13 protein-coding genes are annotated in these 12,057 nt (G+C 62.7%); 7 read left to right on the top strand and 6 right to left on the bottom strand.

Annotated elements, in window-relative coordinates:
* Positions 1 to 104: 104 nt before the first annotated feature.
* The 4 genes from ccmB to ACSQ2Z_RS01825 all read left to right on the top strand — a co-directional run bounded on the left by ccmB (position 105) and on the right by ACSQ2Z_RS01825 (position 2,427).
* Positions 105 to 764 (top strand): heme exporter protein CcmB, encoded by a 660-nt coding sequence (gene ccmB / locus ACSQ2Z_RS01840; RefSeq protein ID WP_436079642.1) that lies wholly within the window; start codon positions 105 to 107, stop codon positions 762 to 764.
* 129 nt (positions 765 to 893) lie between these two features.
* Positions 894 to 1,655, top strand: a complete 762-nt coding sequence (locus ACSQ2Z_RS01835) for a heme ABC transporter permease (RefSeq protein WP_436079641.1) — start codon at positions 894 to 896, stop codon at positions 1,653 to 1,655.
* A 2-nt stretch (positions 1,656 to 1,657) separates the two neighbouring features.
* Positions 1,658 to 1,828 (top strand): heme exporter protein CcmD, encoded by a 171-nt coding sequence (gene ccmD / locus ACSQ2Z_RS01830; RefSeq protein ID WP_436079640.1) that lies wholly within the window; start codon positions 1,658 to 1,660, stop codon positions 1,826 to 1,828.
* Positions 1,825 to 2,427: a DsbE family thiol:disulfide interchange protein gene (locus ACSQ2Z_RS01825; RefSeq protein ID WP_436079639.1), complete on the top strand. Its 603-nt coding sequence runs from the start codon at positions 1,825 to 1,827 to the stop codon at positions 2,425 to 2,427. The genes ccmD and ACSQ2Z_RS01825 overlap by 4 nt, the downstream gene beginning before the upstream one ends.
* Positions 2,428 to 2,525: 98 nt before the next feature.
* Here ACSQ2Z_RS01825 and ACSQ2Z_RS01820 read toward each other — a convergent pair whose 3' ends face one another.
* From ACSQ2Z_RS01820 to dapF, 5 genes are all read right to left on the bottom strand, one after another.
* Positions 2,526 to 3,113: a DUF2585 domain-containing protein gene (locus ACSQ2Z_RS01820; RefSeq protein ID WP_436079638.1), complete on the bottom strand. Its 588-nt coding sequence runs from the start codon at positions 3,111 to 3,113 to the stop codon at positions 2,526 to 2,528.
* Entirely contained in the window at positions 3,110 to 3,784 is a 675-nt protein-coding gene (locus ACSQ2Z_RS01815) for a septation protein A (protein ID WP_436079637.1), read from the bottom strand. The genes ACSQ2Z_RS01820 and ACSQ2Z_RS01815 overlap by 4 nt, the downstream gene beginning before the upstream one ends.
* A gap of 58 nt (positions 3,785 to 3,842) precedes the next feature.
* Complete coding sequence (gene ftsY / locus ACSQ2Z_RS01810) at positions 3,843 to 5,567, bottom strand: signal recognition particle-docking protein FtsY (protein ID WP_436079636.1); 1,725 nt, start codon at positions 5,565 to 5,567, stop codon at positions 3,843 to 3,845.
* A gap of 88 nt (positions 5,568 to 5,655) precedes the next feature.
* Positions 5,656 to 6,936, bottom strand: a complete 1,281-nt coding sequence (gene mtaB, locus ACSQ2Z_RS01805; RefSeq protein WP_436079635.1) for a tRNA (N(6)-L-threonylcarbamoyladenosine(37)-C(2))-methylthiotransferase MtaB — start codon at positions 6,934 to 6,936, stop codon at positions 5,656 to 5,658.
* Positions 6,933 to 7,844, bottom strand: a complete 912-nt coding sequence (dapF, locus tag ACSQ2Z_RS01800) for a diaminopimelate epimerase (RefSeq protein ID WP_436079634.1) — start codon at positions 7,842 to 7,844, stop codon at positions 6,933 to 6,935. Before dapF ends, mtaB begins: the two co-directional genes overlap by 4 nt.
* 236 nt (positions 7,845 to 8,080) lie before the next feature.
* On the opposite strand from dapF, the gene ACSQ2Z_RS01795 reads away from it, so the two are divergent.
* Positions 8,081 to 8,497, top strand: a complete 417-nt coding sequence (locus ACSQ2Z_RS01795) for a GFA family protein (RefSeq protein WP_436079633.1) — start codon at positions 8,081 to 8,083, stop codon at positions 8,495 to 8,497.
* A 214-nt stretch (positions 8,498 to 8,711) separates the two neighbouring features.
* Here ACSQ2Z_RS01795 and ACSQ2Z_RS01790 read toward each other — a convergent pair whose 3' ends face one another.
* On the bottom strand, positions 8,712 to 9,722 hold the full coding sequence (locus ACSQ2Z_RS01790; RefSeq protein ID WP_436079632.1) for an MBL fold metallo-hydrolase: 1,011 nt from the start codon (positions 9,720 to 9,722) through the stop codon (positions 8,712 to 8,714).
* A gap of 354 nt (positions 9,723 to 10,076) precedes the next feature.
* Here ACSQ2Z_RS01790 and ffh point away from each other — a divergent pair, with 354 nt between their 5' ends.
* Positions 10,077 to 11,657, top strand: coding sequence for a signal recognition particle protein (ffh, locus tag ACSQ2Z_RS01785; protein WP_436079631.1), 1,581 nt, complete (start codon positions 10,077 to 10,079; stop codon positions 11,655 to 11,657).
* A gap of 12 nt (positions 11,658 to 11,669) precedes the next feature.
* Positions 11,670 to 11,972, top strand: coding sequence for a chorismate mutase (locus ACSQ2Z_RS01780; RefSeq protein WP_113003733.1), 303 nt, complete (start codon positions 11,670 to 11,672; stop codon positions 11,970 to 11,972).
* Positions 11,973 to 12,057: the final 85 nt, after the last annotated feature.

Genomic DNA, 12,057 nt, shown 5'->3' with positions numbered 1-12,057 from the left:
GGTTTTAGGGAGCAGACATCCGCTCCCTCTTCTCCCCAGCGGGGAGAAGGTGGCCCGAAGGGCCGGATGAGGGGGCCTTCGCCAAACATTCCGGGGATCGCTTTATGACCTCCCTCTTCCTCCGCGACCTCAAACTCGCAATGCGCGCCGGCGGCGGGGCTCTGATCGGCGTGCTGTTCTTCATGACGGTGGTCGCCGTCGTGCCGTTCGCCGTCGGTCCGGATCTCAACCTGCTCTCACGCATCGGCCCGGCGATCCTCTGGATCGGCGCGCTGCTTGCCTCGCTCCTCGGCCTCGACCGGCTGTTCCAGGCGGAGCGCGAGGATGGATCGCTGGACCTGCTGCTGATGCAGGAGACGCCGCTGGTGCTGACGGTGCTGGTGAAGTGCCTTGCACACTGGGCGGCGACCGGCCTGCCGCTGGTGATCGCCTCGCCGCTGCTGGGGCTGTTCATGAACATGAACGAGCTTGCGATCGGCGCGACCATGCTGACGCTGCTCGCCGGCACGCCTGCCATCGCCCTCATCGGCGCGGCCGGTGCTGCTGTTGCTGTAACGCTGCCGCGCGGTGGACTGCTGGTGTCGATACTGGTGTTGCCGCTCACCATTCCGGTCCTAATCTTCGGCGTCAGTGCAGCCTATGCGGCTGTCGAGGATCCCGCACCATTCCTGCCGCCTTTCCTGATATTGATCGCGATCACGCTTTTCTTTGCGGTGATCGGACCGCTCTCGGCGGCACTGGCGCTGCGCTCCGCGTCGGACTAGGGCATTCCGTCTTCTAGAATTAAAAAATGGAGCGACCTTTACGCGTTCATTGAACGCGTGGCGCTCTGACGCAAATGTGATCGCACAGTCTTCATTGAAGAAAAGGCGCTTCGGCGTTAAAGAAGCATCATGAGCGAAAACAGTCTGGCCATCCGCAAGTTCAGCGACCTTGCCAATCCCACCCGGTTTCTAGTCCTGGCGGCGCGCGTCCTGCCGTGGCTTGCCGGTCTGACGGCGGGGCTGTTTGCGATCGGGCTCACCCTTTCCTTCACCACCGAGGGCGACTACCAGCAGGGCGAGACGGTGCGCATCATGTATGTGCACGTGCCTGCCGCCTGGTTGTCGATGATGTGCTACACGGTGATGGCGATGTCGGCGCTCGGAACGCTGGTCTGGCGGCACCCGCTCGCCGATGTTTCTGCCCGGGCCGCAGCACCCATCGGCGCCTGTTTCACCTTTCTCGCGCTCGTCACCGGCTCCCTCTGGGGCAAGCCGATGTGGGGCACCTGGTGGGTCTGGGACGCGCGCCTGACCTCGGTTTTCGTGCTCTTCCTGATGTATCTCGGGCTGATCGCGCTCAACCGAGCGATGGACGACCCCGGAAAGGCGGCGAAGGTGTCGGCCGTCCTGATCCTCGTTGGCTTCGTCAACATTCCGATCATCAAGTTCTCGGTCGAATGGTGGAACACGCTGCATCAGCCCGCAAGTGTTCTCAGGCTCGGCGGCTCCTCGATCGATCCGGAGTTCCTGTGGCCGCTGCTGGTGATGGCCGTTGCCTTCACGCTTCTGTTCTTCACGCTGCATGTCGCCGCGATGCGCAACGAGATCTGGCGCCGCCGGGTGACCTCGATGCGCCGCCAGGCGGCGAGGGCCGCGGGCCGGGAGGTCTGATCATGATGACCCACACCGCCTACGTCGCCGCCAGCTATGGCATCGCCGCCGTCATCGTTGCGGTGCTCAGCCTCTGGGTCTGGGCCGATGGACGCGCCCGCCGCCGCGAATTGCAGACGCTCGATGACGCCGGCATCCGCCGCCGGTCGGCGCAGGCCGGAGAGGCGCAATGAGCGTCGAGACACCGATCGAGCCGGGCCGGCCGGGCAAGATGCGCATCGTCTTTGCGGCTCTCCCGCTTCTGATTTTTGCCGGGTTGGCGGTGATTTTCTGGAGCCAGCTCGATTCTGGCCGGAATATCAGCGAAATCCCCTCCGCGTTGATCGGCACCAAGGCGCCGTCGCTCGACCTGCCGCCGCTCGAAGGCGCGACCTTCAAGGGGGCTGCCATGCCGGCGCTGACCGACGCGGCGATCAAGGGCAAGCTGACGCTGGTCAATGTCTGGGCGTCCTGGTGCGTGCCCTGCCGCGAGGAAAATCCGATCATTCTTGAGCTCGCCAAGGACACGCGGCTGACGGTGGTCGGGATCAACTACAAGGACCAGACGGACAATGCGCTGCGGTTCCTCGGCGAACTCGGCAATCCGTTCTCCGCCGTCGGCATCGATCCGCGCGGCAAGGCGGCGATCGACTGGGGCGTCTACGGCATTCCGGAGTCCTATCTGGTCGACGCCAACGGTATCATCGTCTACAAGCGCGTCGGTCCGTTCGACGAGAAAAGCCTGAAGGAAGGGCTGTACCCGGCAATCGAGAAGGCTGTGGCTGGCTCCTGAGACCCGGACCGACCTCTCTTTTCAGTCATGCTCGGGCTTGATCCGAGCATCCTTTGCAAACGGCCGGCCTCCTTAATGACAGCGCCCGGCGGTGTGTCTCAAAGACCGCTCTGCCACGCCTTCACCACTTCCAGCGGATAAACCAGCATCACCACGTTCAAGGTGAGGTTATCGCGGATCAGCCAGCCGGTGAAAATCTCGAAGGCTATTGCAATGGCGACGGTGGCGGCGACCGGCGCGCGCCAGGCAAGCAAAAAACCCAGCGTCATGAAGATCGTGTCCATCGCCGAATTCAGAATGCTGTCGCCGTAATAGTCGAGCGAGATGGTCGCCGTGCGATAGCGGTCGATGATGATGGGCGAGTTTTCCAGCAGTTCCCAGCCGGATTCGACGAGGAGCGCGAGCAGCAATTTTGCGGCCAGCGGCTTGCGGCGCAGCAACAGGCGGGCGAGGCCGTAGAACAGGAAGCCGTGAATGATATGCGACGGCGTGTACCAGTCGGCCAGGTGCTGAGAATTGCCGGGACCGTTGGCAACGGGCTCGAACAGCTTGACATAGCCGCACTCGCAGATCGGCGTCCGGCCCATCAAATATTGGATGACGATCTGCAGGCCGAGGATGGCGGCGCAGGCGAGAAGCCAAGCGGTTTGCCGTTGCGCGGGGTTCCGAGCGTCAATGGCGCTCACTTGCCGGCCTCTTCCGGCGGATTCGGCGAGTGCTTCATGATCAGCGGCATCTGGAACATGGTGAAGGCGAGCGTGACCGGCATGGTACCCCAGACCTTGAAAGCGACCCAGAAATCGTCGGCGGCCTTGGCGTCGGGCAGATAATAGGCGTTGGCGCCGCGCCAGACGATCTCATTGAGGATGGCAAGGAACAGAAAGAACACACCCCAGCGCAGCGTCAGCTTGCGCCAGCCTTCCGCATCGAGTTGGAAGGCGGCGTTGAAGACATAACCGAGCAGCGATTTACCGAAGGCAAGGCCGCCCAGCAGCACGACACCGAACAGCGTGTTGATGATGGTCGGCTTCATCTTGAAGAAGAGTTCGTCCTGCAGATAGATGCCGAGGCCGCCGAAGACGATGACGACGATGCCCGATATGAAGGGCATGATGGGCAGGTGGCCAAGCACGACCTTGGAAACGACGAGCGAAATCACTGTCGCCGCCATGAAGAGACCGCTTGCGATGAAAAGCGGCCCGCCGAGCAAGGACAGAACCGGAAAGTTCGCAGCCAGCCATTCACCGCGTAGATTGGCGAAGAAGAAGACGAGCAGCGGTCCGAGTTCCAGCGCCAGCTTGAGCATGGGATGGTGCCGGTCGGCGCTAGTGGGCGTGGTGTCGCTTTCGAATTTCATGGGATCGGTCAAACCCTTTTTGTTTCGCCCCGCCATGTACGCTTCCCACGGCGTGGCATCAATGGGCAATCCCGGCAATGGCATGGGCAAAGTCGCTGGCCTCGAAAGGCTCGAGATCATCCACGCCTTCACCGACGCCGATGAAATAGACCGGCAACTTGTGCTTGGCAGAGATGGCAACGAGGATGCCGCCGCGCGCCGTGCCGTCGAGCTTGGTCATGATCAGGCCGTTGACGCCGGCGACATTGCGGAAGATCTCGACCTGATTGAGGGCGTTCTGGCCAGTGGTGGCATCGAGCGTCTGCAGCACGGTGTGCGGCGCGTCCGGATCGAGCTTGCCCAGCACGCGGACGATCTTCTCAAGTTCGGCCATCAACTCGGCGCGGTTCTGCAGCCGGCCGGCGGTATCGATGATCAGCACGTCGCTTTTCTTCTGGCGGGCCTGCTCGAAGGCCTCGTAGGCGAGGCCGGCGGCATCGGCGCCGAGCCTAGAGGAGACGATGTCGGACTTGGTGCGCTCGGCCCAGATCTTCAGCTGTTCGATGGCTGCCGCGCGGAACGTGTCGCCGGCGGCAAGCATGACCTTCAGGCCGGCGCCCGAAAGCTTGGCGGCAAGCTTGCCGATGGTCGTCGTCTTGCCGGTGCCGTTGACGCCGACGACGAGGATGACATGCGGCTTATGAGAGAGGTCGAGCTGTAGCGGCTTGGCGACCGGGGCAAGGACCTTGGTGATTTCGGCCGCCATGATGCGGGTGACATCCTCGCCGGTTACGTCCTTGCCGTAGCGCTCGGAGGCCAGTGTGTCGGTGACCCGCAGCGCCGTCTCGACACCGAGATCGGCCTGGATCAAGAGATCTTCCAGATCTTGCAACGTCTCATCGTCGAGCTTGCGCTTGGTGAAGAGCGCCGTGATCTGGCCGGTCAGCTGCGACGAGGTGCGTGCAAGGCCGTGGCGCAGGCGCTGGAACCAGGTGAGTTTCTGTTTCGGCGCTTCCGGCTCAGGCTCCGGGGCGCGGCCCGGGGCGAAGCCCTTGGGGAGGGCAATTTCGGCCGTCGGTTCGGGTTCTGCATTTGCGGAGAGTTCGTCACCCCCCTCGGCCCTGTCGGGCATCTCTACCACAACAGGGGCGATCGTGCGAGGCGCGCTTTCGCTGAGCGTATCGGCGTCCCGCATTGCGGCGGATCCACCCCCCTCTGTCGGCTCCGCCGACATCTCCCCCTCAAGGGGGGAGATTGAGCCCGCGGCGGCCTCGTTTATTGCATCGATGGCATTTAGTTGCGGCGAAGTTGCGTCAGGCGCCGTTTGATCTTCCCCCTTGAGGGGGAGATGTCCCCCCCGGGTTTTGCTTTCGGCAAGCCCGAGGACAGGCTCCGGGACAGAGGGGCGTGTCGCGCTTCCCTCGATCTCGGACGCTTCGGCTTCCGCCTCCAGCAGCGACAGCGGCATCACGCCGAGATCGCCGATCTGTTCGGTCGGGGGGAGAAGGGCGTGTTCCTCTTCTTCCGCGGTCTCTGCCTCGAACTCCGGTACATCGGCGGTATCCGCAGCGGGACCGCCGGCCGTGTCCATTCCTTCCGGCAGCACCGGATCGGTGGCGACCGGCAGGTCCGCAGTGCGCGAATGCGGCTCGAACTCCGCTTCGATAGCCCGGTTTTCTTCAGGCTTGAAGGCAGATTCGGCAAGATCCATGACCTCGTCGACCGCAGGCACGGCGGCGGGCTCGGCTTCGATCGGCTTGTCTTTGCCGAAGGTGAAAACCTTTTTCAGAAAGCTGAGCGCCATGGGGTATCCGTAAGACTCCGGGCCGCGTCGCGGGCCGTCAGTTGCATGTCCAAAGCGCGACGCGCTTCAGGTCTTGTCTTCCTGCATGTCATCCCAAGGCCGCTGAGGAGGTTTGGGTGACATGCGTGAGGTGTTTGCCATTGTGGCCGGTGATTGTCACCTCAACCATATCGCGCGGCGTCAGGCCGGGGACAGCGGCCGCTGTGAAATTTTCAGTATGCGCCAAGCCGTTGTTCTCGACGAGCAGGCTTTGCTGCGTTCCGATCATGCTGTCAAGATGGGTCTGATGGAGCTGAAGTCCAGTGGCGCGCAGCCGGGCGGCGCGTTCCTTGACCAGAGCCCGGTCGATCTGCGGCATGCGGGCGGCAGGCGTTCCCTCTCGTGGCGAATAGGGAAAGACGTGCAGATGGGCGATGCCCGCCTCTTCGGCGAGCCTCACGGCATTCGCAAACATCTCTTCCGTCTCGGTCGGAAAACCGGCGATCATGTCAGCGCCGAAGCTCGTTCCCGGCCGCAGGCGGCGCACGTTCTCGATGAAATGCAGGGCGTCAGCCCGGCTGTGGCGGCGTTTCATGCGCTTCAGGATCATGTCGTCGCCATGCTGCAGCGAAAGGTGCAGATGCGGCATGAAGCGCGGCTCTTCAGCGATCAGGTCCATCAGATGACCGTCCACCTCGATGCTGTCGATCGAGGAGAGGCGCAGGCGCCGGATTTCGGGGACCTGACTGAGCAGCGTCCTGGCGAGCAGGCCGAGCGTCGGCGTGCCCGGGAGGTCGGCGCCGTAGCTCGTCGCATCGACGCCGGTCAGCACGATTTCGCGGTAGCCGCTTTCTACGAGTTTGCGCGCCTGATCAACGACCGCGCCCATCGGCACGGAGCGGGAATTGCCGCGGCCATACGGGATGATGCAGAAGGTGCAGCGGTGATCGCAGCCGTTCTGCACCTGGATGAAGGCGCGCACATGTCCCTCGATCAACCTGACCATCTGAGGTGCTGTTTCGCGCACGCTCATGATGTCGTTGACACGCAGCTTCTCTTCCGCCGAGACGCCGAAATCGGGGAGCGACCGGTAGGAGGCGCTTTTCAGTTTCTCCTCGTTGCCGAGCACGGCATCCACTTCCGGCATGTCGGCAAAGGTCTGTTTCTGGACTTGAGCGGCGCAGCCGGTGACGATGATGCGGGCATCAGGGTTTTCGCGGCGGGCGCGGCGGATGGCCTGACGTGCCTGGCGCACGGCCTCGCCGGTGACGGCGCAGGTGTTGACGAGGATGGCATTGTTCAGCCCCGCCTTCTCGGCCTTCGCGCGCATCACTTCGGATTCATAGGTGTTGAGGCGACAGCCGAAGGTTATGATATCGACGCCGCTCAAAGCGCCCGGCTTCCTGTAACCTCGGTTTCGTCGCGGGACCAGAGGCCCGTCGTGGGGTCGAGGATGCCGGACCACTCCCATTCCGCCGGGCCGGTCATGATGACATGACCGTCGCGCTCGCGCCATTCGATGGAAAGAATGCCGGGCGGGGTGGCGCTGGCGACCGTGATCGCCACGTTGCGGCCGGTGCGGCCGGTGCGGGCGGCCGAGACTGCGGCGGAACAGGCGGCGGAGCCGCAGGCGAGCGTCAGGCCGGCGCCACGTTCCCAGGTGCGGGTCGTCAGCGACGAGGGCGAGGTGACCTGAGCCAGCGTGATGTTGGCGCGCTCGGGAAACATCGGATGATTTTCCAGCAGTGGGCCGAACCGTTCGAGATCGAATGACATGACGTCGCGATCCACCCAGAAGATCGCATGCGGATTGCCCATCGACATGACGGAGGGCGAATGCAGGATCGGGTCGTCGATCGGGCCGATCTGCAGCTCGATGCGGCTCGTGTCGTAAAATTCCTCGGACAGGGGAATGCGGCTCCACTCGAAGACCGGCGTGCCCATGTCCACCGAAATCGTTCCGTCGGCATGCTCTTCGGCATTCAGGATGCCGGCTACGGTCTGGAGGGTGAAAGCGCGTCTGCCGGTTTCACTGGCCAACGCCTGCACGACGCAGCGCGTGCCATTGCCGCAGGCTTGCGCCTTCGAGCCGTCGGAATTGAGGATGTCGATCCATGCATCGGTGCCCTGGGCCTTCGGATCATGAATCGCCATGATCTGGTCGAACCGGGTTTCCAGATGGGCATTAAGCGCGATCGCGGCCTGCGGCGTCATCCTGTCCGTGCGGCCGCGCATATCGACGACCAGGATCTTGTTGCCAAGCCCGTTCATCTTCGCGAATTCGACCGTTGTGCTCATGGAGGCGCTTCCGTTGCGTTTGCGGTGTATATGGCGGAATTAAGGGGAAATTACCAGTGGTGAGGCGGTTGAGAAATTCACCTCCGTCTTGAGAGGAATGTGGATCTCCCACGTCTCCCCAGCGGGGAGAAGTGCCGAGCGACACGACAGATACCGCTGCCCGGCTTCAGTCCATTGCGATCTCATCAATCAAAGGTATCTTGGCGGTGCATGATTGACTCGTCCGGAGAGAATAGATGTTCGACGCCATCCCCGCGCTGACCGGCAAATGCATGTGCGGTACCGTTGAATACGCGGTCGACGATTCCTTCAACTATGCGATGAACTGTCATTGCTCGAACTGCCGGCGCACGACCGGTTCGGCCTTCAAGCCTTTCGCCGGGATCGAGCGGGACAAGCTGCGCCTCGTCAAAGGCGAGAAAAACCTTCTGATTCATGGCGACAGGAACGAGGCGCATGACGTGCATTGCGGGACCTGCGGCTCGCTGCTTTACTCCGTTGTGCGCGAAGGCGCCTATGCCCATGTTGCCATGGGCACGCTGGTGGATGCACCGTCGATCCGCCCGGCGGGACATATCTTCGTCGGGTCGAAGGCGCCCTGGTACGAGATCACGGATGATCTGCCGCAGTATTGGGAGTTTCCGGAGGATTGAGTCCGTTTGCGTGATGGTGAGCGCGCGCGCCGGCGGCTCCGTATCCTCCGTCATCCCGGCTTGACCGGAATCCAGCCGCCGCGTGTCGGCGCGGCGAGGGAACCGTTACGCCGGGTGAGTTGGATGAAATGAGTCCTTTCACACGACAGACGTCGCGTGGCTGGATTCCTGTGACCGATCCCGGGGTCAGGCCGGAATGACGGAGGAGTGCGTGCTAAACCTTGGGCACATCGAACACCTCGCCCGCCCTCAGCGCCCGGAAATGCTCCGGTGCAACGCCCTGCTTTTTCAATGCCTTTGCCAACGCGGCGACCGGCTCCTCGATCCCCTCGTTCGTCAACTGGATCGTCGCAAAATGATGACCTGCGACAAAGGCCGCGTTGCAGAGCTGCATGCCCTTGACCGCTTCCGCCGGGTTCTGGTGCTGTGCCTTCATGAACCAGCGTGGCTCATAGGCGCCGATCGGCAGGTTTGCGAGGCGGAAGGGTCCGTGTTTTTCGTGGGCGGCGCGGTAGTTGATGCCGCCGTGAAAACCGGTGTCGCCGATGTGGTAGATCTTTCCGGCCGGCGTCGAAATGACGAAGGCGGCCCAGAGCGCCATGCGCCGATCGCGAGTGCCCCGCGCCGACCAGTGGTGGCAAGGTTCGCAGTCGATCGTCATATCATCCCAAGAGGAGAGCCGGTCGCCCCAGTCAACAGCGGAAATCCTCGCCGCGGAAATGGCGCGGCGGATGATCGTGTCGTTGCCGAGCGGCGTGACGATGTGCGGTGCGTGCTTTGCGTGCAACCATTTCAGGGTGGCGAGATCGAGATGATCGTAGTGATTGTGGGTGACGAGCACGATATCGATCGGCGGCAGGTCTTCGAAGCGGATGCCGGGCTCGACCGCGCGCCGCGGGCCGACAAAGGAAAAGGGGCTTGCGCGGGGAGACCATAACGGATCGGTCAGGATATTGCGGCCGGCGACCTGGATCAGCAGCGTCGCATGGCCGACCATGGTGACGCGCAGGTCGTCTGCATCGACGCGGTCGTTGGGCTTTGCCGGCGGGAAGGGGCTTGGTGCCTGTTTCGGCCAGACGGTTCGGCCGCCGCCGAATTGCCAGCGTATCAATTCCCGAAAGCCGAGCGGCGCCTCGCCTTCGGGGTTGAAGAAGAACGTACCGTCGAAATGGTCGGAGACGGGGCCGGCGTAATAAGGATTGCGAGGTCTTGAATTTCCGGCCATGTGATGCGTCTTCCATGCGGTTTTGGGCGCGACGTCCTGCATTTGGAGACTTGACTTGACGATTGCCAGTCTGAAACCTTGACTTTCCCGCCGCTTTCGTGTTTACCGCCCGCAATCTGCGACAAGAACTAAGACTTGTAGCCGCCGACCGGGACCCTGAGAAGGTATAAAGCGATCCCGGAGGTCAACACCCGACAGCGCGTTGCGCCCTCGGGTGCTTTTTGGCTTTGCGTCTTGTTTTCGTCAAGGAAAAGCACAACGTTTCGGGCATCCGCGCATGTCCCTTTCGAGGCGAAGCCGAGAAAGAAAGGAATATGCGCAAAACCAAAAGTCCGAAACGACAAGGATGAAGCGATGTTTGAAAGTCTCCAGGACCGCCTTGGATCCATTCTGAATGGATTGACCGGCCGTGGCGCGCTGTCGGAAGCCGATGTAACGGCTGCCCTGCGCGAGGTTCGCCGTGCGCTTCTGGAAGCCGACGTCGCGCTCGAGGTCGTGCGCTCGTTCACCGACAAGGTGCGCGAAAAGGCGGTCGGTGCGGAAATCCTGAAGTCGATCAAGCCCGGCCAGATGGTTGTCAAGATTGTTCATGACGAACTCATCAACATGCTGGGTTCGGAAGGCGTGCCGATCGATCTCAATGCGCCGGCGCCGGTCGTCATCATGATGGTCGGTCTGCAGGGCTCGGGCAAGACGACGACGACTGGCAAGATCGCCCTTCGCATGACGACGCGGGACAAGAAGAAGGTGCTGATGGCGTCGCTCGATACGCGCCGTCCGGCTGCGCAAGAGCAGCTGCGCCAGCTCGGCGCGCAGACCGGCGTCGATACGCTGCCTGTTATCGCCGGCCAGTCGCCGACCGATATCGCCGCGCGCGCCGTGCAGGCCGCCAAGCTCGGCGGCCATGACATCGTCATCCTCGATACCGCCGGCCGCACCCATATCGACGAGCCGCTGATGATCGAGATGGCCGAGATCAAGCGCCGCTCGAACCCGCATGAAATCCTGCTCGTCGCCGATGCGCTGACCGGTCAGGACGCCGTCAACCTCGCCCGCAATTTCGACGAGCGCGTCGGCATCACCGGCCTTGTCCTCACCCGCATGGACGGCGATGGCCGCGGCGGTGCGGCGCTTTCGATGCGTGCCGTCACCGGCAAGCCGATCAAGCTGATCGGCGTTGGTGAAAAGATGACGGAGCTGGAGGAATTCCATCCGCGCCGCGTCGCCGACCGCATTCTCGGCATGGGCGACATCATCTCGCTGGTCGAGAAGGCTGCCGAAAACATCGATGCCGAAAAGGCGGCGGCGATGGCCGCCAAGATGAAGACCGGCAAGTTCGATCTCAACGACCTCGCCGACCAGCTCAGGCAAATGCAGAAGATGGGCGGCATGGGTGGCATCATGGGGCTGATGCCCGGCATGTCCGGTATGAAGGACAAGATGGCCGCCGCCGGCCTCGACGACAGGATGTTCGGCCGCCAGCTCGCCATCATCTCCTCGATGACCAAGGCCGAGCGCGCCAATCCCGATATTCTCAAGCATTCGCGCAAGAAGCGCATCGCAGCCGGCTCCGGCACGGATGCCAGCGAAATCAACAAGCTCCTCAAAATGCACCGCCAGATGGCCGACATGATGAAAATGATGGGTGGCAAGAAGGGCGGCGGCATGATGAAGCAGATGATGGGCGGCCTTGCCGGCAAGATGGGACTTGGTGGCATGGGCGGCGGCATGGGCGGCATGCCGGACCTGTCGAAGATGGATCCCAAGCAGCTCGAAGCCCTGCAGAAACAGGCCGAGGCAGCGGGTCTCGGCAAGGGCCTGCCCGGTGGCGGCGGATTGTCGGGCGGCCTACCCGGTCTAGGGGGCAACGGCATGAAGCTGCCCGGTCTCGGCGGCGGCTTCCCGGGGCTTCCCGGCCTGCCGAAGAAGAAGTGAGGATCGGTGAGCATGATTGATCCCGCCGTAAAACAGGAACTATCGAGCTATCGCCAGTCGATCGACAACATCGACGCGGCGCTCGTCCACATGCTGGCCGAACGGTTTCGCTGCACCAAGGCGGTGGGCGTGCTGAAAGCCAAGTACAATTTGCCGCCGGCGGACCCGGCGCGCGAGGAATACCAGATCGCCCGTCTTCGGCAGCTTGCCGAAGACGCACATCTGGATCCGGATTTCGCGGAGAAGTTCCTGAACTTCATCATCCACGAGGTGATCCGGCATCATGAAGCAATCGCTGCCGATCTCAAGGATTGATCCCGAAAAGTGGAAACCGGTTTTCGGACCAGATCAATCCCAAAGCAAACAGCACCAACAATCCGGTCGTCAGAAGCGGCTGAAA

This window comes from Pararhizobium sp. LjRoot235 (genome assembly GCF_964254145.1).
Classification (GTDB): domain Bacteria; phylum Pseudomonadota; class Alphaproteobacteria; order Rhizobiales; family Rhizobiaceae; genus Pararhizobium.
This window is presented reverse-complemented; position numbering and strand designations above follow the sequence as displayed.

Excerpts from the sequence above, each read along its gene's own strand:
- ACSQ2Z_RS01815 (WP_436079637.1), bottom strand. The coding sequence starts at position 3,784 with ATGAAATTCGAAAGCGACACCACGCCCACTAGCGCCGACCGGCACCAT.
- ACSQ2Z_RS01825 (WP_436079639.1), top strand. The coding sequence starts at position 1,825 with ATGAGCGTCGAGACACCGATCGAGCCGGGCCGGCCGGGCAAGATGCGC.
- ACSQ2Z_RS01835 (WP_436079641.1), top strand. The coding sequence starts at position 894 with ATGAGCGAAAACAGTCTGGCCATCCGCAAGTTCAGCGACCTTGCCAAT.
- dapF (WP_436079634.1), bottom strand. The coding sequence starts at position 7,844 with ATGAGCACAACGGTCGAATTCGCGAAGATGAACGGGCTTGGCAACAAG.
- ccmB (WP_436079642.1), top strand. The coding sequence starts at position 105 with ATGACCTCCCTCTTCCTCCGCGACCTCAAACTCGCAATGCGCGCCGGC.
- ftsY (WP_436079636.1), bottom strand. The coding sequence starts at position 5,567 with ATGGCGCTCAGCTTTCTGAAAAAGGTTTTCACCTTCGGCAAAGACAAG.
- ACSQ2Z_RS01780 (WP_113003733.1), top strand. The coding sequence starts at position 11,670 with ATGATTGATCCCGCCGTAAAACAGGAACTATCGAGCTATCGCCAGTCG.
- ccmD (WP_436079640.1), top strand. The coding sequence starts at position 1,658 with ATGATGACCCACACCGCCTACGTCGCCGCCAGCTATGGCATCGCCGCC.
- ffh (WP_436079631.1), top strand. The coding sequence starts at position 10,077 with ATGTTTGAAAGTCTCCAGGACCGCCTTGGATCCATTCTGAATGGATTG.
- ACSQ2Z_RS01795 (WP_436079633.1), top strand. The coding sequence starts at position 8,081 with ATGTTCGACGCCATCCCCGCGCTGACCGGCAAATGCATGTGCGGTACC.
- ACSQ2Z_RS01790 (WP_436079632.1), bottom strand. The coding sequence starts at position 9,722 with ATGGCCGGAAATTCAAGACCTCGCAATCCTTATTACGCCGGCCCCGTC.